The sequence below is a fragment of the Pseudoalteromonas sp. XI10 genome, from assembly GCF_001469895.1.
Lineage (GTDB): Bacteria > Pseudomonadota > Gammaproteobacteria > Enterobacterales > Alteromonadaceae > Pseudoalteromonas.
In genome coordinates, this window is record NZ_LOPY01000012.1 from 1 (window position 1) to 21,160 (window position 21,160).

Annotated in this window: 43 protein-coding genes; 12 read left to right on the forward strand and 31 right to left on the reverse strand. The window is 41.1% G+C overall.

Annotation, left to right across the window (positions count from 1 at the left end; genetic code table 11):
• Nucleotides 1–29: 29 nt before the first annotated feature.
• The 26 genes from AUR67_RS02720 to AUR67_RS02835 all read right to left on the reverse strand — a co-directional run bounded on the left by AUR67_RS02720 (nucleotide 30) and on the right by AUR67_RS02835 (nucleotide 12,023).
• Nucleotides 30–1,745, reverse strand: coding sequence for a terminase large subunit (locus AUR67_RS02720; RefSeq protein ID WP_058584016.1), 1,716 nt, complete (start codon nucleotides 1,743–1,745; stop codon nucleotides 30–32).
• Between the two features lie 3 nt (nucleotides 1,746–1,748).
• Nucleotides 1,749–2,195, reverse strand: a complete 447-nt coding sequence (locus AUR67_RS02725; protein WP_058584017.1) for a P27 family phage terminase small subunit — start codon at nucleotides 2,193–2,195, stop codon at nucleotides 1,749–1,751.
• A gap of 150 nt (nucleotides 2,196–2,345) precedes the next feature.
• Entirely contained in the window at nucleotides 2,346–2,765 is a 420-nt protein-coding gene (locus AUR67_RS02730; RefSeq protein WP_058584018.1) for an HNH endonuclease, read from the reverse strand.
• A gap of 158 nt (nucleotides 2,766–2,923) precedes the next feature.
• Nucleotides 2,924–3,202 carry a hypothetical protein gene (locus AUR67_RS02735; RefSeq protein WP_058584019.1) on the reverse strand — a complete coding sequence of 93 codons (279 nt, stop codon included), beginning with the start codon at nucleotides 3,200–3,202 and terminating at the stop codon, nucleotides 2,924–2,926.
• Between the two features lie 128 nt (nucleotides 3,203–3,330).
• Nucleotides 3,331–3,774, reverse strand: a complete 444-nt coding sequence (locus AUR67_RS02740) for a hypothetical protein (RefSeq protein WP_058584020.1) — start codon at nucleotides 3,772–3,774, stop codon at nucleotides 3,331–3,333.
• Entirely contained in the window at nucleotides 3,765–4,298 is a 534-nt protein-coding gene (locus tag AUR67_RS20860; RefSeq protein WP_201024568.1) for a transglycosylase SLT domain-containing protein, read from the reverse strand. The genes AUR67_RS02740 and AUR67_RS20860 overlap by 10 nt, the downstream gene beginning before the upstream one ends.
• Nucleotides 4,261–4,491, reverse strand: a complete 231-nt coding sequence (locus AUR67_RS21110) for a hypothetical protein (RefSeq protein WP_058584021.1) — start codon at nucleotides 4,489–4,491, stop codon at nucleotides 4,261–4,263. Before AUR67_RS21110 ends, AUR67_RS20860 begins: the two co-directional genes overlap by 38 nt.
• Nucleotides 4,491–4,922 (reverse strand): glycoside hydrolase family protein, encoded by a 432-nt coding sequence (locus AUR67_RS02755; RefSeq protein ID WP_152996465.1) that lies wholly within the window; start codon nucleotides 4,920–4,922, stop codon nucleotides 4,491–4,493. Before AUR67_RS02755 ends, AUR67_RS21110 begins: the two co-directional genes overlap by 1 nt.
• A gap of 421 nt (nucleotides 4,923–5,343) precedes the next feature.
• A complete protein-coding gene (locus tag AUR67_RS02765) occupies nucleotides 5,344–5,577 on the reverse strand; it encodes a DNA translocase FtsK (RefSeq protein ID WP_058584024.1) in 234 nt (77 codons plus the stop codon).
• An 11-nt stretch (nucleotides 5,578–5,588) separates the two neighbouring features.
• Nucleotides 5,589–5,753, reverse strand: coding sequence for a hypothetical protein (locus AUR67_RS21115; protein WP_161936922.1), 165 nt, complete (start codon nucleotides 5,751–5,753; stop codon nucleotides 5,589–5,591).
• Between the two features lie 22 nt (nucleotides 5,754–5,775).
• Entirely contained in the window at nucleotides 5,776–5,964 is a 189-nt protein-coding gene (locus AUR67_RS02770; protein WP_058584025.1) for a hypothetical protein, read from the reverse strand.
• A 9-nt stretch (nucleotides 5,965–5,973) separates the two neighbouring features.
• Nucleotides 5,974–6,252: a hypothetical protein gene (locus AUR67_RS02775; protein ID WP_152996466.1), complete on the reverse strand. Its 279-nt coding sequence runs from the start codon at nucleotides 6,250–6,252 to the stop codon at nucleotides 5,974–5,976.
• Nucleotides 6,253–6,265: 13 nt separating this feature from the next.
• Nucleotides 6,266–6,553 carry a hypothetical protein gene (locus AUR67_RS02780; protein ID WP_058584027.1) on the reverse strand — a complete coding sequence of 96 codons (288 nt, stop codon included), beginning with the start codon at nucleotides 6,551–6,553 and terminating at the stop codon, nucleotides 6,266–6,268.
• Between the two features lie 18 nt (nucleotides 6,554–6,571).
• Nucleotides 6,572–7,222, reverse strand: coding sequence for a hypothetical protein (locus tag AUR67_RS21325; protein ID WP_235591777.1), 651 nt, complete (start codon nucleotides 7,220–7,222; stop codon nucleotides 6,572–6,574).
• 34 nt (nucleotides 7,223–7,256) lie between these two features.
• Nucleotides 7,257–7,604 (reverse strand): hypothetical protein, encoded by a 348-nt coding sequence (locus AUR67_RS02790; RefSeq protein ID WP_058584028.1) that lies wholly within the window; start codon nucleotides 7,602–7,604, stop codon nucleotides 7,257–7,259.
• Nucleotides 7,601–7,741, reverse strand: coding sequence for a hypothetical protein (locus tag AUR67_RS21120; RefSeq protein ID WP_161936923.1), 141 nt, complete (start codon nucleotides 7,739–7,741; stop codon nucleotides 7,601–7,603). Before AUR67_RS21120 ends, AUR67_RS02790 begins: the two co-directional genes overlap by 4 nt.
• Nucleotides 7,734–8,219: a hypothetical protein gene (locus tag AUR67_RS02795; RefSeq protein WP_058584029.1), complete on the reverse strand. Its 486-nt coding sequence runs from the start codon at nucleotides 8,217–8,219 to the stop codon at nucleotides 7,734–7,736. Before AUR67_RS02795 ends, AUR67_RS21120 begins: the two co-directional genes overlap by 8 nt.
• On the reverse strand, nucleotides 8,219–8,611 hold the full coding sequence (locus tag AUR67_RS02800; protein WP_058584030.1) for a hypothetical protein: 393 nt from the start codon (nucleotides 8,609–8,611) through the stop codon (nucleotides 8,219–8,221). The genes AUR67_RS02795 and AUR67_RS02800 overlap by 1 nt, the downstream gene beginning before the upstream one ends.
• A gap of 17 nt (nucleotides 8,612–8,628) precedes the next feature.
• Nucleotides 8,629–8,847, reverse strand: a complete 219-nt coding sequence (locus tag AUR67_RS02805) for a hypothetical protein (RefSeq protein WP_058584031.1) — start codon at nucleotides 8,845–8,847, stop codon at nucleotides 8,629–8,631.
• Nucleotides 8,844–9,245 carry a hypothetical protein gene (locus tag AUR67_RS02810; protein WP_161936924.1) on the reverse strand — a complete coding sequence of 134 codons (402 nt, stop codon included), beginning with the start codon at nucleotides 9,243–9,245 and terminating at the stop codon, nucleotides 8,844–8,846. The genes AUR67_RS02805 and AUR67_RS02810 overlap by 4 nt, the downstream gene beginning before the upstream one ends.
• A complete protein-coding gene (locus AUR67_RS02815) occupies nucleotides 9,242–9,478 on the reverse strand; it encodes a hypothetical protein (protein WP_058584033.1) in 237 nt (78 codons plus the stop codon). Before AUR67_RS02815 ends, AUR67_RS02810 begins: the two co-directional genes overlap by 4 nt.
• A 60-nt stretch (nucleotides 9,479–9,538) precedes the next feature.
• On the reverse strand, nucleotides 9,539–10,750 hold the full coding sequence (locus tag AUR67_RS02820; RefSeq protein ID WP_058584034.1) for a tyrosine-type recombinase/integrase: 1,212 nt from the start codon (nucleotides 10,748–10,750) through the stop codon (nucleotides 9,539–9,541).
• Between the two features lie 37 nt (nucleotides 10,751–10,787).
• Nucleotides 10,788–10,958 carry a hypothetical protein gene (locus AUR67_RS21125; RefSeq protein WP_161936925.1) on the reverse strand — a complete coding sequence of 57 codons (171 nt, stop codon included), beginning with the start codon at nucleotides 10,956–10,958 and terminating at the stop codon, nucleotides 10,788–10,790.
• Nucleotides 10,955–11,368, reverse strand: coding sequence for a hypothetical protein (locus AUR67_RS02825; RefSeq protein ID WP_058584035.1), 414 nt, complete (start codon nucleotides 11,366–11,368; stop codon nucleotides 10,955–10,957). The genes AUR67_RS21125 and AUR67_RS02825 overlap by 4 nt, the downstream gene beginning before the upstream one ends.
• 2 nt (nucleotides 11,369–11,370) lie before the next feature.
• Nucleotides 11,371–11,802, reverse strand: coding sequence for a hypothetical protein (locus AUR67_RS02830; protein ID WP_058584036.1), 432 nt, complete (start codon nucleotides 11,800–11,802; stop codon nucleotides 11,371–11,373).
• Nucleotides 11,799–12,023, reverse strand: a complete 225-nt coding sequence (locus AUR67_RS02835) for a hypothetical protein (protein WP_058584037.1) — start codon at nucleotides 12,021–12,023, stop codon at nucleotides 11,799–11,801. Before AUR67_RS02835 ends, AUR67_RS02830 begins: the two co-directional genes overlap by 4 nt.
• A 147-nt stretch (nucleotides 12,024–12,170) precedes the next feature.
• On the opposite strand from AUR67_RS02835, the gene AUR67_RS02840 reads away from it, so the two are divergent.
• The 11 genes from AUR67_RS02840 to AUR67_RS02885 all read left to right on the forward strand — a co-directional run bounded on the left by AUR67_RS02840 (nucleotide 12,171) and on the right by AUR67_RS02885 (nucleotide 17,488).
• Nucleotides 12,171–12,797 carry an XRE family transcriptional regulator gene (locus AUR67_RS02840; protein WP_058584038.1) on the forward strand — a complete coding sequence of 209 codons (627 nt, stop codon included), beginning with the start codon at nucleotides 12,171–12,173 and terminating at the stop codon, nucleotides 12,795–12,797.
• Nucleotides 12,798–12,870: 73 nt separating this feature from the next.
• The gene (locus AUR67_RS02845) at nucleotides 12,871–13,128 is read left to right on the forward strand and encodes a hypothetical protein (RefSeq protein ID WP_058584039.1); all 258 of its coding nucleotides are present in this window, start codon (nucleotides 12,871–12,873) and stop codon (nucleotides 13,126–13,128) included.
• A gap of 5 nt (nucleotides 13,129–13,133) precedes the next feature.
• A complete protein-coding gene (locus AUR67_RS02850; RefSeq protein WP_058584040.1) occupies nucleotides 13,134–13,448 on the forward strand; it encodes a LuxR C-terminal-related transcriptional regulator in 315 nt (104 codons plus the stop codon).
• A complete protein-coding gene (locus tag AUR67_RS02855) occupies nucleotides 13,448–14,074 on the forward strand; it encodes a DNA N-6-adenine-methyltransferase (RefSeq protein ID WP_058584041.1) in 627 nt (208 codons plus the stop codon). The genes AUR67_RS02850 and AUR67_RS02855 overlap by 1 nt, the downstream gene beginning before the upstream one ends.
• Nucleotide 14,075: 1 nt before the next feature.
• Nucleotides 14,076–14,951: a hypothetical protein gene (locus tag AUR67_RS02860; RefSeq protein WP_058584042.1), complete on the forward strand. Its 876-nt coding sequence runs from the start codon at nucleotides 14,076–14,078 to the stop codon at nucleotides 14,949–14,951.
• Between the two features lie 20 nt (nucleotides 14,952–14,971).
• On the forward strand, nucleotides 14,972–15,256 hold the full coding sequence (locus tag AUR67_RS02865; protein WP_152996467.1) for a hypothetical protein: 285 nt from the start codon (nucleotides 14,972–14,974) through the stop codon (nucleotides 15,254–15,256).
• Entirely contained in the window at nucleotides 15,246–15,485 is a 240-nt protein-coding gene (locus AUR67_RS02870) for a hypothetical protein (RefSeq protein ID WP_058584044.1), read from the forward strand. Before AUR67_RS02865 ends, AUR67_RS02870 begins: the two co-directional genes overlap by 11 nt.
• Before the next feature lie 193 nt (nucleotides 15,486–15,678).
• Nucleotides 15,679–16,326, forward strand: coding sequence for a ParA family protein (locus AUR67_RS02875; protein ID WP_058584045.1), 648 nt, complete (start codon nucleotides 15,679–15,681; stop codon nucleotides 16,324–16,326).
• Nucleotides 16,316–16,543 carry a hypothetical protein gene (locus tag AUR67_RS02880; RefSeq protein ID WP_058584046.1) on the forward strand — a complete coding sequence of 76 codons (228 nt, stop codon included), beginning with the start codon at nucleotides 16,316–16,318 and terminating at the stop codon, nucleotides 16,541–16,543. Before AUR67_RS02875 ends, AUR67_RS02880 begins: the two co-directional genes overlap by 11 nt.
• A 69-nt stretch (nucleotides 16,544–16,612) precedes the next feature.
• A complete protein-coding gene (locus tag AUR67_RS21230) occupies nucleotides 16,613–16,756 on the forward strand; it encodes a hypothetical protein (RefSeq protein ID WP_201024569.1) in 144 nt (47 codons plus the stop codon).
• A gap of 297 nt (nucleotides 16,757–17,053) precedes the next feature.
• Nucleotides 17,054–17,488: a helix-turn-helix domain-containing protein gene (locus AUR67_RS02885; RefSeq protein WP_058584047.1), complete on the forward strand. Its 435-nt coding sequence runs from the start codon at nucleotides 17,054–17,056 to the stop codon at nucleotides 17,486–17,488.
• Here AUR67_RS02885 and AUR67_RS02890 read toward each other — a convergent pair.
• The 3 genes from AUR67_RS02890 to AUR67_RS21130 form a co-directional block, all read right to left on the reverse strand.
• Nucleotides 17,485–17,877: a hypothetical protein gene (locus tag AUR67_RS02890; RefSeq protein WP_058584048.1), complete on the reverse strand. Its 393-nt coding sequence runs from the start codon at nucleotides 17,875–17,877 to the stop codon at nucleotides 17,485–17,487. The two genes, AUR67_RS02885 and AUR67_RS02890, sit on opposite strands and share 4 nt — an antisense overlap.
• Nucleotides 17,874–18,458, reverse strand: coding sequence for a hypothetical protein (locus AUR67_RS02895; protein WP_058584049.1), 585 nt, complete (start codon nucleotides 18,456–18,458; stop codon nucleotides 17,874–17,876). Before AUR67_RS02895 ends, AUR67_RS02890 begins: the two co-directional genes overlap by 4 nt.
• An 86-nt stretch (nucleotides 18,459–18,544) precedes the next feature.
• On the reverse strand, nucleotides 18,545–18,721 hold the full coding sequence (locus AUR67_RS21130; RefSeq protein ID WP_156426451.1) for a hypothetical protein: 177 nt from the start codon (nucleotides 18,719–18,721) through the stop codon (nucleotides 18,545–18,547).
• A gap of 176 nt (nucleotides 18,722–18,897) precedes the next feature.
• On the opposite strand from AUR67_RS21130, the gene AUR67_RS02900 reads away from it, so the two are divergent.
• Complete coding sequence (locus tag AUR67_RS02900; protein WP_058584050.1) at nucleotides 18,898–19,608, forward strand: recombinase family protein; 711 nt, start codon at nucleotides 18,898–18,900, stop codon at nucleotides 19,606–19,608.
• Here AUR67_RS02900 and AUR67_RS02905 read toward each other — a convergent pair.
• Both AUR67_RS02905 and AUR67_RS02910 read right to left on the reverse strand, forming a co-directional pair.
• Nucleotides 19,605–19,946 carry a hypothetical protein gene (locus AUR67_RS02905; RefSeq protein ID WP_058584051.1) on the reverse strand — a complete coding sequence of 114 codons (342 nt, stop codon included), beginning with the start codon at nucleotides 19,944–19,946 and terminating at the stop codon, nucleotides 19,605–19,607. The genes AUR67_RS02900 and AUR67_RS02905 overlap by 4 nt on opposite strands.
• An 18-nt stretch (nucleotides 19,947–19,964) precedes the next feature.
• Nucleotides 19,965–21,155, reverse strand: coding sequence for a DNA sulfur modification protein DndB (locus tag AUR67_RS02910; protein WP_058584052.1), 1,191 nt, complete (start codon nucleotides 21,153–21,155; stop codon nucleotides 19,965–19,967).
• Between the last annotated feature and the right edge of the window lie 5 nt (nucleotides 21,156–21,160).

The window sequence follows — 21,160 nt, forward strand, 5'->3', positions numbered from 1 at the left end:
AATGAAAAATTGCGCTTTTCTTTTAATATTTAGCATCCGACTTTACCGCCCTTGTAGATTGATTCTTTTTTAGAGTCTGGTGATTTGATTTGTAGCATGGCCTCACCAATAGCCATGATGAGCGCTACTGCACCATCTATTTTATTAATATCTTTTTGTTTTACTGGCTTAACCACATCATCATTACCTTGGTAATGCTTACCTATAACATTTGATATATGCCAAGTTAGAATTGGGTTGCCGTCATGGTGAAAACGACCTGAGTTAATCGCCGCTTCCAATTCTTTCATTGGGTCTGAAAGGTTTGTGAAATTCTGCATGATAGTCACAACTTCTAAACCTTCATCTGCAAGATGGTGGCTTAAGTTAGTTGCACCATGCGGATCAAGTGGTACTGATATACACGGGGTTTCTAAATGACTTGCAATCACATCATCTTTAATTTGCCGATAATCTATTTCGGCGCCATCTGTTACGCTTAAGTAACCTTGATTTAGAAAGCGCTGGAACAATTCTTCGAGTTGTTTATTTTCGTTGTTAAACACCTGCTCATATGGCACCCAAAATTGCGGGGCAATACAATACCAATGAGTTTTACCGTTAATTTCTTTCCAAAATAGACGAACCTTCGAGTTCATATCTATTTTGCGAGCCAAGTCGAGCGCTTGAACACAATCAACCCCACGGAAAAAATCAATACTAAGGTCTTTGTCTTCGCACTCCTTCCACCTTTCCATGTTGAAATAGGCCGATTTAGCACTGGCCCACATGTTTAAATGCTTCGTTTTAAAGGTGTTAGTAAAGTTAGGACTGTTTATTGCTTTTTGTTGCTGGGCCAATAAGAAATCGGCCTTAACGCTAATGCCGTAATTAGGGTTAGCTTTTTTTAAAATTGCTGGATCAGTCCAATCATCGCCCTCGTCGATTCCATACAGCAAACCAAACAAGTGATCGTCTTGCGTACCGTTTAGCATTGCTTTAACTCGCAACTCTAAATCGAAACACGGACTCATTAAATTAGTACCGGCTGTGGTGATAACCAATGTCATTGGCTGTTCACGCGAACCCATACCAGTATCGAATGTATCGTACTGCTCGCTTGTGTTGTGTTCGTGGTATTCATCCACGATTGCAATGTGCGGTGAACTACCATCGCCAGGTTGACCGATCACAGGCTCGAATACTGAACCATCACTGCGGGTTAATTTCTTTGCATGAAGTTGCAAACCAAATCGCTTTCGCAGTTTCGGTAACTTTATGGCCATTAGCCTTGCTGGCTTAAAAACCTCCCAAGCTTGCTTTTCATTTGTAGCACCGCAATAAACTTCACTGCCGTATTCTTCATCGGCACAAATACCATATATACCGACACCTGCGGCAATAATCGACTTGCCATTTTTACGAGGTACCTTAAGCATCACCTCGCGAAAACGGCGCTTACCCGTTTTCTTTACCACCCAACCAAATGACACAGCAAAGAAAAACAACTGCCATGGCTCAAGTGATATTTTTAGTTTTTTTCTCGCCCATTCACCTTTAGTGTGAGGCATTTTCTGAATGAATGAGCAAATGCGTTCTGCCTTTGCTTTGTCAAACCGAAATTTAAAATTAGGGTCTTTTTCTTTTGCGAGTTCGTCTAGATGACGCTGGCATGCAAGTATTACTTCACGGCAATTTGGTATTTTTCCCGCCACAACGTCACGGGCGTATTTGTTTGCCGCATTAACGTTAGGGAAAGTGGCCATATTTTAATACTCTTTGAAATCATCCTCGTCATCTTCTTCGCCTTTGTCTTTGCCACCGCTCAGCATTCGGGCGCGGGCCATTGGTGTTAATCCCAATTGGCTGGCCAATTTTAAAGATTGGTTAGTGAAAATATTATGCGCTGTTACGTAAGGATGAAGTTTTAAGCTTCCCGCACTCGTCACATCAGTTAAGTTCTTTAAGTCTGCGAACTGTGCTTCCAGCTTAATAATTTTACTGATCGCATTGCAGTAATTTATTAGATGCGGGATATCCTCTGAAGCAAATGATTTTCTTTCAAACATAATCCCGAGGTTTGAATGCCAGGCGTCAATCGCATGATTATCTAAAAGCAGTTCTTTAGGGCAGTTGGGTTTTCGGGTAATCGAAGTGTCACCAACAGACAAACCGCCTTTAATATTTCCACCGCCTGGCGCTCTACTTCCTGCCATTTTTCACCTGCAACAAAAGTAAATTAAATGATCGAGATATGATCACAGGTTGATCAAATTCCAATTCTTATTATTTGCGTATAAAAATTTGACTGGATGGCGGTACTTAGAATAGGGGGTTTGCTGAACAATTTTGACCCCCCTACCCATCTAAGAATTCAGATTTATTGCGGTATGCCCGTATTTTTCGAGTATCGCTTTAACTGTTTTGTTCTTTTCCCATCCAGTTTTGAAATTTGCACACGATTCACAGAACCAAGAAAGGTTTGATAGCTCTTCGGTACCACCTTTTGCAACCGGTACAATGTGCTCACAGACAGAACCAGATTTAACAATTGGTTTTGGCTGAGTAAGACAGTTCATGCACAAACATCTAGCTTTTGTTTTAACTATCTCGCGTGTGTGCTTGTATTCCTTTGTTTGATATACACGCTTGCCTTGGCGCTGCTGCTGCTTCTGATACTTACCCCAGCTTGCTAGGTGTGCATGTTCCTCACAGTAACCGTGGCGCTGTGTTGTTTTGTTACCGCAACCTTGTTCGCGACAACGCTTTGGTATAGCTGCTGGCATCTTAACCACCTTAAATATTTGATGAATACTTTTTAAATACTCATTAAGTATTTAATTGGTCACTCCCTTGGTACTTTGTTAGTCAGTGGCTTTAAAGCCTATCGCTCGCACGACGGCGGGCAGTAAGTTACTAAGTTGGTTCACCAAGGGAGTGTTAATTACTTCTTGTCTTGCTCTAATGCACTAAGTCGCTGCTTGATTAATGCTAAGTCAGTTTCCATACGAGATTGCCAAATAGTAGAGTCATTAAACTTCTTCTGTAGGTCTTCAAGTATTACTGACTGATTAGCTAAACGTTCCTCAATGCGGGCGTACTGCAGTTGGTTTTGGTTCACTGTCAAAGCAACCCAACAAAGAACACTAACAATCACAGAACCAAGCACAAAGAGCGCAATCTTTTCAAAGTTAGAGTCATTATTATTGTTTGCTGTGCTCATGCTTGGCTCGCCATTGTCTTAGTGCAGCTTTGTCTAGGTTACAAAGCACGTTGGTGTTGTGGGCTTTAACTGCGAAAGTTAGCAGTTCGCGGTTGGTATTAACTGGTGATTGACTTGCAGTGCAGTCATTAAGGAGGTGCAACGGTGGCAGCACCGGCACTTGTTTCGTTATCGTGATCACCTGTGGTTCGGGTGGCGTCATCGAACACGCGCTTAATGTTAAGAGGTAACTTAGTGTTACCCCAATCTTGATTAGCTGGCTCATTAATAAAGACCTCTTTTAGCTTAGTTTGCACAACGGTTTGTTGTTCTTTCACATCACTAAAATCAGCAAGATAATCATTAAACATTTGCTCTTGCTGCTTAAGATCAGAGCGCAAGGCACGTTTATCTTGCTCGCTTTGATACAACTCAGCTTCGTAAACACTTACTTGTTTTTGCAAGCGTTCGTTGGCGCCTGTTAGATTTTCGATTGTATCAACTGCAGTGTCGTACTTATTGACCAGAACAACTGCGCCAGCTGTTGCGGCCAGCGCTACTGCAATCATGAGTGATGATTTATTTAGAAACATGCGAACCTCGCTTTTATTTGTAACTGGTACCGTCTTATGTGCTGCACGTACTCAATCGTTTCGCGCGAGTGATGGCCAGTGACTTGTGGTAAATACTGAATGATGTGAGGGTAAAGAGTTTCACCACCACTAAGCTTTTGCGCCTTTAAACAGTTACCTGCGCCAGCGTTATAATTACAAAGCGCTAGGTTTTCTCTGTCATATTCTGGCCTTGGGGATGACCAGAAAGAATACTGTTGCTGCATATAACGTGCTGCAACTAATATCGACAACTCAGCATTAAACGGCGAACCGGCTATTCCTAATTTAGCGGTTTGCTCTTGCCAAGTAGCGGGCATAAATTGGGCCACTCCCTGTGCGCCCACGGGGCTTACTGCATCTACACGGAAACGAGACTCTTGCCACAACTGGGCTTTTAAAAGGTCAGGATCACGACCAGGGCTAAAACGTTTAACAGCGCTTTCTATCTCTTTATCAAATCGACAATCAAGAGATAACTGAGCCGAATAAGAGTGCAGCGGCAATAGCGTACATACCAAACAGCACAGATAAAGCCATATAGTTTTTATCATTGCGGCAATCCTGAATTAACTTATCAAGCGTGTAACCGTTGCGGTTATTGATAAACCTAACTGCAACATGGAATAAAACAAAAGCAATTAAAGCTAATAAAAGGTTGTAACCTGCGCCGCTTATAAACGTTGTTGCAAAACTCATTAGTATTCACCTGTTAAAATTTGTTTAGCTAATTCTTCTGCTCTAAATTCAGGTTTGAATGTCAGAACAATTGACGCTGCTGCTTCAAAATTGTTTTGTTTGAACGCGGTAATTAAGTTTTCTTCACGACAAAAGCGCGGGAACGTAAGCCAATAAGCAATGCTTAAAATTGTTTGCTGGCGCACATAATTAAATTGATTGAGGTCTAAACACTGATATACCAGATCGCGTAAATTCATTAAGTCTGATGCAAGCAGCTGTTCGGCTTCATCTTCGGTGATTGGGTTATTGTCAAAATCGCGGTGCAAATAGTCAGGTAATGGCTCTGCATTTAAGTCGTGGCCGTAACCAATCAAACACTTTGAGTTTGAATGCCACACGCACTCATAAAAACCCGCGTGGCGTTTTAATTGTTCAATTAAATTCATCATGGCGGGCCTACGTTCAGGCACAAAAAAAGCCCAACCGGTTAGGGTTGGGCTTAGCAAGTAACGTGCATAAGTATCGGGTATCTTTCAGTTATTATCTAGGAGGCTTTGTATACAGCTTTACCACCTTGGCAAGAACAATACATTTTTATGCCAAAGCTGTAAACCACATTTTGTGAATTTTTATCATAAAACCACACTTTTGCGTTATCACTGACAAGCCAAATGGCTTTTATCTTACGCTTAACACAACTCCATTTAACCGCATTAACCAATAGCATTAAATTAGTTGATAGTCTTTCCTATCAGTCATCGGTTTAATATCCTCACGGAATATTCGCCCTCATTAGAGGTCATACCTACGATGGTATCTTTGGCGCACCCAACCCGAAACGCTCGCCTTAAGCCAACTATAAAAACTAGCTTACAGCGAATTTTTCTCTGCGAATTTAACTAAGTGCTGCTCTTTAACGTCTCGCACTAAAATACCTAGATCTATACCTAAGTCAACTAAATGTGCGGCGCGATTGTAACCTATCCTTAAGCTACGCTGCACCCGTGAAATACCAAACAACCCAGTAAGCCCTGCGCTGCCTTTAAGGCCCTTTAATGCTTCTAAGTCTTGCTCTTTATATTGGTTAAGTGTTCTACCAGCCATATCTATAACACCTATAAGTTAGTGGATAATTCAACACCTGCAGAAAAGCCAATCCACAATGTATTTATGGTTTCGTCAGCATAGCCCTCTTTAATATCAAATAGAGCTATCCTAGATTTGATACCCTCACCAAATTGGCAAATAAGCCATTGTTCGAAAAGGTCTTTATTTTCCATTAATTTGTATTCCAATACCCTGTTACGTGTTCAAAACAACGCGATGCATTGCTTTACCTGTATCATTAGTGCAATCTTCATCATTGACTACAGTAACGCTATTTACATTTTCTGAATCGCCAGTATCGTAGTCATGCAAAGCGAAGCCAACTTGTGCGCTCTGAGGCATCTTCTTTAACTCTTTAATCAGATCTTTTACTGTCAGTGACATAATTTGTATTTACCCCTTATCTAGAATTTCAGTTTTATGCTTAGTCATTTCCGACTCGTATATGGCTACTAGGTCGTAATAGTCACCAACACTTATCGGTGGTTGCGCAATCAAGGCATCTAGTGTCTGGTTGTAGAGTTCATTCCTTCCGACTATTGACAAACGTTCCTTTTGGATGTGGATAACATCAATCATTGTTGTAGTCGCATCTAAACTTCTAAACCCAATTATTGCTGCACTAATAGATGCAGCCAACACCCCAATAATAAGCACATCTTTCAGTTTCATGCCCGAATTCCAATTAACCATACTGTTCCTCGGCCCATATTTTCCAATCAAAACCACACTCACAGTTGCCATTTTCGTCTTGCAGTTCCGCGTCAGTCTCGCATGTAGGGCAAAGAGGGGTTTCAATTTTTATCTTTGTACCTACAGGCCAACGAGAAGAACAAATGTGTACTTCTTTTTCAGCCGTTGATTCCATATCACCTTGACAGCTCATTTCTATAAACTTCTCGTGCTGATCGTCAGCGTAGATGTCAGCTTTAACTTCACCCCAAGCTGTTACGTCATAATTAATATTAGCCATAGCATTTATTCCCAATAATTAATTTGCTTCACGTTGCAACTTATCAATTTCAGCGGCAATTAAAGCGCCAGCTTTTGTTAGCTCTCTGATGCGAGAACTGTGATCATCATCACTGCCCAACTTTAAATAAGACATTTCCCAAGGCCAGTGTCTCAATGGTTTATTTACTTCTACGCAAGTTCTAAACTGATTTCTTAAAAAAGGTGAACTTGTTGCTGCAGTTGCATAAGTAATTGCAGCCATTACTAAGGTACCTTTTTTGTAATTATCATCATGTTCCGATGTATAACCTTCAACTTCCAATTGGCGGGTACGTTCGTCAAAAATTAATTGCGCGCCTGATTTAGCCGCTATCAATTTGGTTTGGATTGGTACAGCAAAAAGCGCAATTGGCCCATCGTCAGTATCATGGATTGATAGCAAGAAAGAATCTGGTGCGTCACATGACGGTAGCCAATCAGAACAATCACAAATCCCCCCGTCAAACCATTTGTCGTTTAGTTCATCTGAAGCACTGTGTTCAAAACTATCAATGAAATGCGTAATACCGTTTGATTTAAACCATGCGGCAATCTCTGCCTCGGCAACACCTTCCCCCCACTCGGGCAAGTCAGGGTGAACCCACCAACCATTTTCATCGCGATTAACTTCTGTAGCTTTAATAGCCATAACATACCCCTTCAATTTAATTTAGTGTGACCTGTCACAGTCTCAGCGGATTACCTAGTATTGATACTGCGCAATCTGGCGAACCTTTATAAACACCACCGCATGATTGCGTGAGTGGTAAATTACATTTACTGCAAGGGCGCTTTAACTGCTCGGTTAAGCGCTCGTTATCTCGACGTATTAATGTCGAAATGTATTCATCGCGCGTGTAAGGATCATTACCTTTACCCGCACGTACCTGGCAAAGGTTGTCGAGTACTTCACGCTCCGATTCAGATAGCTTTACCGAAACCTCTTTAACCCCTAAGTTCTGAGCCTTAGCGCGTTGCTTGCGTTTTCTATCTCGCGCTGCTGCTCGCTTGGCTTCTGGTGAACTGTTCATGACCGCTCAAGCTCTAGTAAATCAATAAGCCAACTAAGGCCGTAGGCAGAACCAACCACAACAAGGGCGCATAAAACCAACACACCTAGACCTAATGCAATATCAGTCGGCTTTAAAATAGTGTCGTCGTTATTCATGGCCAGCACCCGCACGCGGTTTACCCGTTGGCCCTTGGTCTGGGCCAAGCTCCGAAAATAGCGCTACATTCAACAACTGCTTAACATGCACATCGTGGAACAAATCGATTATTTCTTTATTGTTCTTGCTCGCTATCATGACTTGCGGGCGTTTATCGGCTTGAATTCTCATATCTTTTTCAACCATTTCACTGGCCAACTGCAGTGCAATGTCTTCTAACTTCCACCCGTTCGGATTAGTCGCACTCATTAAAATTGGTGTATTACGCGGCTGGGCTTGGGTTTCTAGCTGTTCAATAAGCTTAAGCGCATTACCCCACAGTTCAGCAAGGCCAGTTGAACCACACCTTTGCATTCTGTCTTGCTCTACGGTGATGTGTTTTTTTAGTAATTTAATTTCATCTGTGTTCATAGAAACCTCGTTAGTTTTATTCATTGCAAACCAGTTATGTTTACGGCGTTTTGGGGAACTGCTCATTACTCACCCCAAGGGTCGCGTAATTCTTTTCTTAACCTCTGAGCATCTAACTTGAGTTCAAGTTCTTCTCTGAGTGTTAAACCTCTTTGTATGTTTTTGGCCGTGGCCACCACTTCTTTTTGAGGCTTTGGTAACTTTTCTGGCTTCTCTTTTGGTTTTATAGATAGCGGTTTCCGCACCTGCTTTTTGGCGTACTTGCCGCTCGGTACATACGCTTTACGATCACAGCCACAGCCTTTTACATTGCCTAAGTTGCACTTGCGAACTAATCGCTTGGTACCGCAAACACACTCGCAATAAAATTGCTGACCGCCTTGTTTATCTTTTTCGCCCTGTTTAACCACAGTCCAGTTATTGAACTTATCGCCAGGTGATACTAATCCTGTTGCCATGTTATACCTCTGCTCTCTTAAACTTTTCTTGGTGGGGCCATCATTGGCGGCGGGGTTGTTGCTCTTGGCTGATAACCAACAAACTGTAAGTTTGGCTGTATAACGCGGCGCTTAACTTCAAGGTCAATATTTACTGAGTCACGGCCAAGTGAGAACGCGATCACAACTGCTGCAAGGCAAATAAGCGCTAAAACAGAAATAGCGGCCATTAGCTCTATTGGGGTAAATGAGATCATGATGCGTTTCTCCGTTTTTTAATTTCACCCTCTAAAACTGAGTAATCAAGAGAAGTGGGTAACTGAGTCTCAGCTGAAATAAGCTCCATTAATCCGTTCGCAATTTCAAAAAGTTTAAGCGAGGCCAAAAGCTCATCTTTTTGTCCAAGCGGGTGGTTCAAAATAATTGCCGCTGAAAGGAACTTTTCCATGCTCATTACATAAAAAGGAGGAGTGCGTTTTATTAAATTTGATTTTTTTAATTTGGTGTACTTGATTAATGATATTGAACTGACTAAATCAAGTTCTGCTCTAATAATTTTATATCCATCATAAAGATTTACATGCTTAGCTAAATCGGCATTATTGGCTTTTGATGCCGTCAAAAAGTTAAAAGCTCTTTTAAATAAATTAATCATGCGCTGCATTCTCCCAACCACTTAAGCGGTACCCCAAACGACATAAAGGTGATCATTCGACGCCTTTCCTCTAAATCGGCTAAGGTGTGTGCTGTTCTACCAAACTTCCTAGCCGACTTAACGACCTGCATTTCAAAGTCCAATTGTTGATGAAAATAAATAGACTTTTCTTCCTCAAACAAAGGTCGTTTAAGCACCTGTTTAATGGCTACCGTTAGCTTGCTTAATTTCATATAACGTCTTCCTTCCTGTAAATTGCCCCAAATGCGCCCTAACCCACACCACACAACGGATTAATTAAGCGCGTTAAAATCGTATGATCTTGTCTCTGTCTTGGTTTCACATTCCGTTTTCACTGCATGTAAATGGTCAGCCCAGCGCGCCAAAGCTTCTCTTTTTATAGGTGTTGGATCTTCTTGCAAGTACGTTTGCTGCAGGTCTGTTAATTTGTGATTTAATAGCAGTTCAGCCACCACTGAATCGATACCAATAATCAACCAGCGACCACGGCAAAACTTTCTCAAATCGTGGGCGCTCCACTTCTTATTGCTCACTTGGTTTACTAGCTTGCTTGCATCACTTTCAGAGATTGGCCCGCGCTTTTTGGCTGGAAAAATGTATTTACTACGGTTGGTTTTTAGGCTTCTCTTATGCCAATCGATTAACGTTTTAAGCGCGTGATCAGTGAGTGGTATGACATGCTCAGTCGTTTTGGTTATTTCTTCTGGTAAAGTGATCAAGTTATGGGTCGTATCTATGAACTCCCACTTTAACTGGCGGGTTTCACCTATGCGGGTACCATGCAACAACATAAACCAGCACATCATTTCGGCCATGGTATTAGGCTTTAATAATGACAACGCAAGTTCTGGCTCGTTACCAATCGACAAGCGGGCTTTTTTTGGCTTGATTGCTGTTTGAATGAATGATTTAAACGTTGTGTCTTTTAATGGGTTGCGCTCTATTAACTCGGTTTTTTCTGCTTGATCAAAGGCGCGTTTTAGTAGTTGAAAATGATGGCGAATAGAGCTCAATGCATAATCATCATTTTGCATTGGCCAAATCAAGTGGTTTTCACATTCAACATTAGAGAACGTGGCTAATTCGCACTGACCTAACTTTGGTATTAAGTGGGTTTCTATCGTCGACTTTATATTAATACGGCGTTTTTCAGATATTGTTTTATCTGCTTCTTGACGACTCGAAAACCATGCTAATAATTCGCTAACTGTTTCAAATTGATTGGTAATAACGGGTAAATCTAATTGATGCTTCGTCATTAAATCTGGCACTAGCTCAAGCATTTTTTTACAGTTGAATAAAGGCCATACTCCAACTTTATGCCAATTGCCTGATTTAAAGTCGACTAAAAACCATGAGCCTGTTTTACGTGATGCATGCATTCTTAGCACAAGCGGATAGCGCGGATCACGAAACCGATTAAACCCAGCGCTAACTTGCTGTTTTATTAGGTTGTCTGTGAGGTTAGCGCGGTAATGGCTCATTATTTAATCACACCTTATTAAGAAAATTTGTGGATAACTAAAACGTGTATTGCTGTTCGATTTCTTTTAAAGCTTTCATATCTTCATGAACGCGGCGGCGGCGAACCTTCGCAGGATCAGCTTTTGTTAGGATTTGTCGCGAAGGGCGTTTCCAACCTGAATACGGTGTATAGTTTTTGTGTAAAGGCTCTAAAAATTGTTCTTTCATTTCATATCTCCACTGGCAATTAAACACCCCGTTAACCACTCACGGGCCTCAGCTAAGCGTCGGTTATAAGTTCTTAAACTCATACCAAGCCTTAGCGCTCTATCAACTCGTTTCGCATCTACTGGTAAGTTCTTTATGAGCAATGCGCCGTATTCATAGCGACACACAAGCACAGCGTTCTTGTTTTTTTCTTTTAACCGCGAAAGCGCTGACTCAATTGTTAGCTCAACGCAGTCGGTCACTAATGCCCTGCTGCCTGAACAGCCACGGGCAAAACTGCCCTGCTCCATAATAATTTGCATAATTGATGTGCTACGACGAACGGCGCCCGAATGCACCCAACGGGCCCACAACTCTAAATAAGCATCAAGCTCTCGTTCTTGTGTCTTACTGCGCACCGAACCAACCATAATCACTTACTCTTTTTCGCACTTACGCGATTATTTCGGTGCTTTATTCGGCACTCGCTAAGTAATTCATCAGGCGTTAGAACGTGGCCAGGTAAACACTTATTAACGACCTTATCTGTAAAATAAAAATCCCCCCGGGCACAGCTAACATCGTTATAAATTGGGCGCGATAAATTGCTCCCATACTGATGGCAAATAATCGCTTTACGTGCTCTAAGCAGCTTTAATTCTTCTGCATTTTGTGGGTTGAAAACGAGCGTTACGCGGTGTTCGGTAAACATGCAGCCTGTATTAGCCGCATGATTAAGGCGTACTTTTTCGCTATCAGTCGTGCCCAAATTCACATAATCAAGCAGCCCTTTGTGCTGAGCACTTACGTGCCCGTACACAGCTCTTAGCGCTTCTGGAGTACCTGCAAACAAAACAATAATCATGAGCTCACCTTTTTGTTTTTCTTATTCGAAAACGCTTGTTGCCACTTTTCCAAATCAATCTTGTTTTCACTCTTTAACAAGATAATTTGGCACTGTGTTGGGCGTGGGAATCGCTCAAGGGCGTAATAGCTATAAACGGTTCGGTGCAGCAAACCTAAATGTGCAGCCGCATCCTTTGATGAACCGCCAAACTTTGTATTTACCCACTCTGCAAATGTCATAAAAACACCTTATGTGATTTTTATTAGACAATAACACGTATCGTGGTATTTAAAAATACTTATAGCATGCTTTTTGTGGGTTTGCAGCTAGCAATTAACACATTTTGTGTTACCATCTTAAAAATACACGGTTAACATGAGCAGCCTATGAAGACTCTTACAGTGAATGAACAAGGCCCAGCAACAATTACTGAGCGACTTAAAGAGCTAAGAACCAGTAAAAAACTGTTACAGCGCGAAGCTGCAAAGAAAGTTGGGTTAAGCCCGACTGCTTGGTCTAATTATGAAACGGGACTACGTACGCCCAGTGGCGAGCTACTAAAAGAAATTGCCAGAGCGTTTGATGTATCACTTGAATACGTGCTTGGCCTGAACGCAAACATCGATGGCAGTTCGCCTCACTATGCAGTGAACGATACAAGTGAAGTGGCAATTAATCGTAAAACGTTAAAGTCTCTTAATATTTCAGAACATAATTTGCGTGAAGTAACAGTGACAGATGACGCCATGACAGATGCCTTTAACAAAGGCGAAACCGTGTTCATTGATACAGGTGTTACGCGTGTATCAAAACAACCTGGCATCTATGCGATTCAAGATGATTCAGGGGTTGTATTGCGAGGTATTCGCGGCGAGATAGGCGGCGGTTTCACCCTATTTACTCACAACAAAAAAGATTACAGCGACCAACCAATGACAGAAAGCCAATTACAAAACCTCGACATTATCGGGAAGTACATTGGTCACTGGCAATGGGCTGATAAAAAGCTGTAATGGCTTTTTTTCGCCAACAAAAACCACAAAACGTGATCAAACCGAAAATATACACACAACGAAGGACTACCAAATGACTACACTCGCGCAAGCACAAAGAAACACTTTAAAGTCACTGAATCGCGAAGGTGGGCGCCTTCTTTCAATGAAGAACAACGCAGAGGCGATCATTCGCTTAAGTGAAGGGAGTGTTACACCCGAAATCGTTGAGCAAATTATTATGCATGCACTTGCTATACAGCACGATGCAGAAGATACACAGCTTGCGTTACAAAACACCGCCATTGCGATTGGTGATTTAAACGTAGTAGCAATAACACAACAAGGATAGCCGCCATGTTAAACGAGCATGAAAAAACGATATTAAACCAACTGGCCGAGGGCAAAACCAATTATGAAATTGGTAGTTCCCTTGGTTATAACCAAACCGAGTTAGGTGTGCAGCTGCGGTTCATGCAAGCAAAGGTTGGGGCTAAAACCCTTGCTCATTTAATGCACCGTGCTTGGCAGTTAGGGTTATTGGGCACTCGCACATTATGCCTTTGCTTGGCTGTGTTAGGAGCAAGCCACATTAGCGACACAAAAGCCATGCGCCCCGTTCGTTTAGTTCGTACTCATGTTCGTGTAGCTCGACGCGTAGAGGTAGCATAATGGCGTCAATCAACAACCATGCTAGCAAAAGCACCAAACGGCATCGCGATACAACCCGCACACCTTTGTGGCTCTTTGCTGCATTTAACAGCCAATACAACTATGTACTTGATGCTGCAGCAACAAAGCAATCGGCTTTATGTGATCACTTTTACACAAAGCAGCGCAATGCATTAAAGATAGATTGGTCTGCAGACATTATCCCATTTGAAGAAACGCCCGCTGTTTGGATAAACCCACCCTATAGCAACATTCTGCCATGGGTAGACAAAAGCGTAGAGCAGCAAAATAAAGGTGTATTAAGCACCTTACTCGTGCCGCGCGACAATCGTACCGAATGGTGGCCGCACGACAGAGCTAGCAAAATTATAGACATTGTTGGCTACTACGAAGAACAGGGCGTGTATAAAAGCGGGCCTAATAAAGGCAAGCCAAAATTAAAATGGCGCAGTGGTGGTATTCGCTTTATCAATTCACGAACTGGTAAAGAAGAACCGGCAGAACTCAACAAACCAATGTGCCTCATTGAGTTTAACCCACACCTAATTGGTCAGCCTTGCCAATTTGGCACAATTCAAAAAAACGTACTTATGGCCATGGGCCACAACGCATTAAACGAGAAATAACATGACAAACGAGCAACCAAGTCACGACCAGATCACAGACATACTAACTCAAGTGCATTCATCTGATTTATTAACTGCATTTATCCATGCTTACAACCAAGAGCAAGCAGAAAGTGAAGAACAACAAACAATCCATGAGCTTTATAAACAAAACACAGCTGATGAAATCCAGATACTAAAATCTCAACTTGAAGCAGAAAAGCGACTTGTTGCCTCTCAGCAAGAAAGCCTAGCGCAGCAAACAGAAGATTTAAAAAAAGCTGCTAAAGCGATTGAAGATGCACAAACACTCGCAAAGGCGACAACAGCGCAACTTAATCAAATAACAACGCTAAAGCAGCAATTAGAAGCTACTCAGCAAGCCGTTCGTGAACTAAAGCAACTCAACCCAGAAAAGCTAAAAGAACAAATAAAGCGCACTAAAGAGGCTAACGTAAAAGCCCAATCGCGTAATAAAAAATTAATGCTTGAAGCTAAAGAATACCGCAAAACGATTGCCCACCATGAGCAGCGTTATAACGAATGCATTAACAAAATACGCCAGCAAAAAGCAGAGCTAGAACATAACACAGGCGCGGGCCTATACCACAAAGGCAAAGATCACTTAATAATTTGGCCGCAAAAAACAAAAATGGAACGACCAGACGGCAGCATATTTGAAAGCAGATCATTGTTATACCTACACCAAAGTGGGCGTGGTGGCTTAGTTACATTTGACCCAGAAACAGGCGCACAACTTTGCGCAGCCCCCAAAGGCGGGTTAAGAATGGCCGATGAAACCATAGAATATGCAAAAGATTGGTTATTTACCGTTAACGAACTGCAAGATGGGGTGGTACACGATAAAGACATGATCCCCGTTAATCACAACCTTTAAGTTAAAAGATGGGTATCGTTATGGGACAAAAAACAAAACATGGTGATTACATATCGCTGTACTGGGAAGATAAAACCCATGAGTACTTACGTGGGCACGTAACCACCGAAGAAGCGCAAAAAGTGCTCGATTTTGAATGTGGTGATATTAAAATCACCGGCATTCGGCATACTTATGCTTTTTGGGGGGTTGGAATTGATGAAGTTGGCGAACCTTGTTCTTTGTTCTACCCAAGAGAAACACCTGGTAGAGGCCGTTTTAAAGTAACAGAAATATCATTCGAGAAGACCACTGATGAAAGTTAGCGTTGACGGCATGCGCCGAAATATGACCGATGATTTAACTAGATTGCGTGAAGCAATTTTGTCGATCACTGACAATCTTTACCAAGATGATAAACAAGAAATAATCGATAGCTTTGACCAAGTCGCGTGTAATCAAAACAGTTTTAACTGTATGTACGACGATGAAAACCCATCATTTAATGACTTGCGTGATTCATGTGAAGTAGAGCTAATTGGTGATTATGATTAACCCCTCACTATACTAGCCCGCCATGCGGGCCCCCCTCCCACTTTGCCAATTAACTAATAATAACCATATACCTCTACCTACCAAAACCACACAAAAAAGTATTTAATAAATATTTATTGAGTATTTATTAAATACTACTTGCATATTTAAAAAGTATGTTTTACTTTAATTAGGCCAACAAGAGGAAACGAGCATGATTATAGTACTAGCACACCAAAAAGGCGGGGTTGGCAAAACCACCACTGCTTTAAATTTAGTCGAAATAATGAAACCGGACATCATAATTGACCAAGATGCACACGATGGTATTTCGTTCTTAAATGAATATAGAGAGCCAGGTAATAAACTAAATGTTATTCACGGCCTTGATAAAGCACGCATGATCAAGACACTAAGGCAAAGCGAACAAGGTAAAATGATTGTAGTTGACTGCGGCGGCTTCGATTCAGATGTAAACCGTGTAGCCATCGCCTTGGCCGATGTTGTTTTGGTACCAAGCAACGACGACATAAAAGAGGTTAAAGGGTTAAATCGCTTTAACGATATGCTCGTAGAAATAAGTAATGATTTAGGCGAACAACAAGTTGGCCATGTGTTCTTAACGCGAACGCACCCTAGCCGTAAACACTTTGAAGACTTCGAAGGCTTTGTGAATGAAATGTCTCATTTAAAAATGCTTTCTACGCGCATACCAACAAGCAAATTTCATAACATCGCCCATTTTGAAGGTGTGGGCGTAACCGCGCACCGAAAAACCAAATACAGCGATGCTGCAAGAGATATCAAAGCATTAGCAAAAGAAGTAACGCTTTTATTAGAGAGTAAGAAAAATGAGCAATAAATTTAGTAGAGTCACTGAATCAAACGTTGGTAAAGGTGCAGCGCTGAGTGAGAACAAACAGCCTAGTGAAAAAACCACCAAATCAAAAGTATTGAACAAATTACCAGTAAGCTTAGAAGAACGCTTTAATAAGCTAAAAGACGCTGGCAAATATCACGGTAACTTTAGCGCTTTTATTTATGACTCGATAGCTGAAAAGTTAGAGAAAGAAGAGTAAAGGCAAGATAAAGCCGGTGAACTTCGACCCCCACCGGCTTAACACGCAACACCCAAAGAGGAACTTTAAATGTCACATGAAACACAATATACAGCAATTGAAAAAATGCGTCTAATTGATTTACATACACTGTCACCAGATTTACTGGCTAATTGGCTTGCAACTAAGCCGCTTTGGTTTCGAGAATCGATTGGCCGTTATTTAATTGAGTAACGCTGTCACCTAGCAATATGGCGATCCGCTGTGCTACACAAAGCAAATGCGGATCGTCCTCTGTTGCTCTAGCCAGAACCACCGCCAATGAGTGCGCTTCATTTATATTTTCGATTGTTTTTGCGCTTGAATTGTCCATAACTTATCCCTGAATAACGACTTAATCACCGCTGAAAAAGTACCATAAATTTCAGCGAATGCAATAAAAACTTACAAAATGTAAGTTTTGTGATTTTAAGGGAATGAAATTACAAAAAAAGTCGGTTACTATATCGGCAATAATAACAAGGTACCCGCATGTTTAAAAAGCAAGATAAACAACTAACTGCACAACAACAGCACGTTAAAGACGTGTTTCGCCGTGTTTGTTTAGCTTACCAATTAAATAACAATGCTGAATTAGAAAGGCACTTAGGTTTGAGTACTTCTTTTTGCACAGCAAGAATAAATCGGGCGTCGTTACCTTATGAAGTTATTGACCAAACATGCCGTGAAACAGGCATAAGCTTTGATCAACTTTTATATGGTACCCCAGTGAAGCAAATAGACGGAAACGATCTGCTCGTAATTAAAAACGGCCTAATTAAAAGCTTACTTGAATTGAAAGGTGGCGGTTTTATTAATAAGGCCGACACACCTGATGACATAGAGAACCTAGCAAAGATTCAAGCGGCCAGCATAGAACATGAATTAAATTTACACTGGACTAAAAACAAAAAAGACAGCGCTTAGCTGTCTTTTTTGTCTTGGTTAAACTTAGCGTAAATAACGCGGCTACCATTCTTTTCTTCAATTTGCCGCATTAGCTCACCTAAGCTCAATTCAGGTTCAGGCTCTTTTGAGCTTAAATCTATATCAGCTAACTCAAAATCATAACGACGCATCGTTGTTGTTTTGCCAATCATTAATTCAAGATCAGTTTTAATTTTTTCAGCTTTGGCATGTAACTCAAAAGCGCGGGTTGGGTTAGTTTCATTTTTGAAATCAATAGACAAACGAGCATACTGCTCAGATAAGTTACGTACTTGCTTATCAAAGTAACGGTTTTTCATTGTAAAAACCGTGCTAAGAATAAGCAGGAACGCTGCAGCTGCAATAGCAATGATAAAAATTGTTGTCATTCTCGCCCCCTTGGCAAACTCAAGCCAATTATACACCCGAATCGTGTACGAAGAACATTAGGAAAAAGCATGGCTATTGCCAACAATGAACTTGCGCATAACACAATGAAACTATAGATATAATGCAAAAATATATATGTTTCTTGCACATCAAGTACAACCACCTTAAACCACAGTAAAAAATGCGCGGTGGCCACCAATCCCGTTAATTTGATGACAGCAAAAAACAACGGGCCAAACTTAAAACTTAACTGTTTATGCAACCAGTAAACGACATACATGCTGAGTATATTAACGGCAAATAATGCAAGGTAAACATTTTGCGCCGAATGCCAATTACCTGTCTCGGCAATATACACTAATACACGTTCCATCAATAACGATGTAAGCAAGTACTTTACACACACTACCGCTATCGATAGAAAGTCGGTAAATAACTCTCTATTGAAGTGGGCTCTATATATAGAGAACACTAGCGCAATAAAGTACGCCAGAGCGATCAAGCTTTGCCAAGAAAACACTTCATGTGTAGACCTAACAACAAGAAATTCATTATATAATTCAGCGAGGTAATCAAACATGCTCACTCCTTTGATAGAGTGGCTAGAATATCTCTTTGGGCACAAAAAAACCAGCTATAAAGCTGGCTTTCACTGACGAATCAATTTTAGTTTTCTTTTTTCTTTGGGGGCATGATCACAATGCCGCCAGAACCTTGTAAGGTTTCTTTTTTAGGTGGCATAATCACGATACCGCCAGAACCTTGAAGTTTGCGCGTATCAATATTTGCCACTGGTAATGCGCCAGTTGAAAGAGTGCTTAGTAAAAGTGCTGATAATGTCATGTATATATTTCCTTAATAGTAGTTAACCCCCTTCTTTAGCAATTTACTTGCCATCTTTAATTTGACACTGAATACACTTTAGGGTTTACCCTAGAGTTTATTAAATTCGCTTTGATATCAGCCCACTATGTAAACTCTAGCGATACTAAAACAACCCTAAAGTTGAAAGGCACGGATTGGCAAAGAATTACGCATACATACGCATTAGCGATGGCCATAAACAGGACTCGAAAGGCCAGCGCGATAAAATCACCCGTTACGCTGAGCAACACGGGCTATTTATATACAAATGGTATGAATACACACTGAGCGGTTCACAAACCGACAAAGCCCAGCGCGGCCTTGTTGATTTAATCGAGCGTCTTGCGCCAGGTGATCGCGTATTAGTTAATGACATTGAACGACTAGGCCGAGATTCAATCAGCGATATAATGGAAGTGACCACCCGGATTATAAATGCCGGGGCAGAGCTGCATTTTTGCTTAACTGGTGACACCCTCACACCCAGCCATAAAAACGACATTGGCCAATTCTTTATACAAATAGGGCAAGCTTTTGCCGCTCAAGACTTCAGCAAACAACGCAGCCGAAAAGCAAAAGCAGCAGCTAAGCGCCGCCAAGAACAGGGCTTACCTGCAGGACGGGCTAAAGGCGCGATTATTAAAAGCAAACTTGATACAAACGAAAACCAAATACTTTTTTGGTTAAGCCAAGATGTATTTAAAAGTGAAATTGCGAGGCGCTTAGGTGTAAGCAGCACCGCATTAATAAAATGGCTCGATCGCCGTGATGAACTAATATGCCAAGCCCGCGAACGGGGATTGTACGAAAACGGATTAAGTATTAGTGAAATAAAAGAGAGATTAAAAGCCAAATATAGTGACTAGCTTTTAATCTCAGATAAATCTAAATATGGCATAAGCTTTAAATCAGCAAGTTGCTTAGCTTCACCATGTTTAATTTTCTTACAGCAAGTCCATATATATACATTATCTTTTTTAAGCCTTTTACCATATGCCGTAACAACCAGTTTGGCCCCTCTGGTTAATCGTGGGGTGCGAGCTGCTACAGCGAGCAGGATCGATTCATCACTCGTATCAGACGGCAATTTACATAGGTACCGCTCATGCCATTCATGGTCTGGATATTCACCAATGACTACTACACCAAATTGCACGCCGCGCCTAATGTTTGATGCATCTACTAATGGCCCTTCTGTACTCATAATATATTCAAGACCATTTCAAGCAGCTGCTTTTGTTTGCTGTCTTTTGTATGTTGGATGGCATGAAACTATTGAATAAATATATTCAGCTGTTGCACTTACCGTTTTAGAATTTTTAACTAATTTACCATCAAAAACACAAACGCCTTGCCAACAATCCGCCGCACGGGAATAGTCCAGTTTTTGATTGAATACTTTAAAAATTGAATCGAAACTCACATTGTCGGATTTAATTTTCTTTAATGATTGGGCATAGCCAGCTATAAACACAGCATGAGGCGCAATTGTTTGCTCTCTTAAATTTTGCGCGGTTTTAATATAAAAATCCTGCCATACACTAAGGCTTGTAAACACTTTCCACATTTCATCAAGATTTGAAATATCATCTTCACTAATATCATCATCGATTTTGCAATTAAGCATATCAAGTGATGCATCTACTAAATGTTTATATGCAAAACGTTTTGGGTTTTTGCCAGAACAACTCGACTTATCAAACTCTAAATCACTTAATTTAAAATACCTCCTAATGGTTGAATTGATAACAGCGCCGGTTCTTTCTTTCTTTCTATATAGTGAATTCAAATTTGCATTAGGCTTAACCATATTGCTATTGATTATACTGAACTGGTGCTGCCTATCTTCCAAGCCGCTATCAAGGCGAACCATAATAGCTACAGTGTCATATTGAAACATATCATCAATAACCATCCCCATGGCACCAAGAGCACTTTTTAGCCCTTGTATTCCTGTTGCACGGTGCTGGCCATCTATAAACCACCACCGCGATGTTTCAGGAACAGACAGAAAAACAGCATCACCGAAACTGTTTTCTAAATCCTCATTCTTTATGTGGCTAGTAGTGAAATCTGCATCGTCATAGATCACCGAACCAACAATATCTTTGCTTGGGGTGAAGTCCTCAATAGTTGCAGTCAAAGAGGGGATCACATAATTAGTGCTGTTGTTTAAAATATAACTTGTAACCCCTTTTGCTCTTTTTCCGTTAACAGGTCGCTGGCTTCGAGTAAATGCAGAGCCAATATCAGCTTCAAACAGTTCAGCCAAAACAGCAAGAGGCATCATGATTGTATAAACACTGTGCTTGCCTTGCTTTCCATGGACTGCAGCAAACGCCCTCTTTTTAGGAAGCTCTAAGCTAAACTTGGCAATTTCATTTACTCGTTCTTGATATGAATTTTTACTCATTTTAA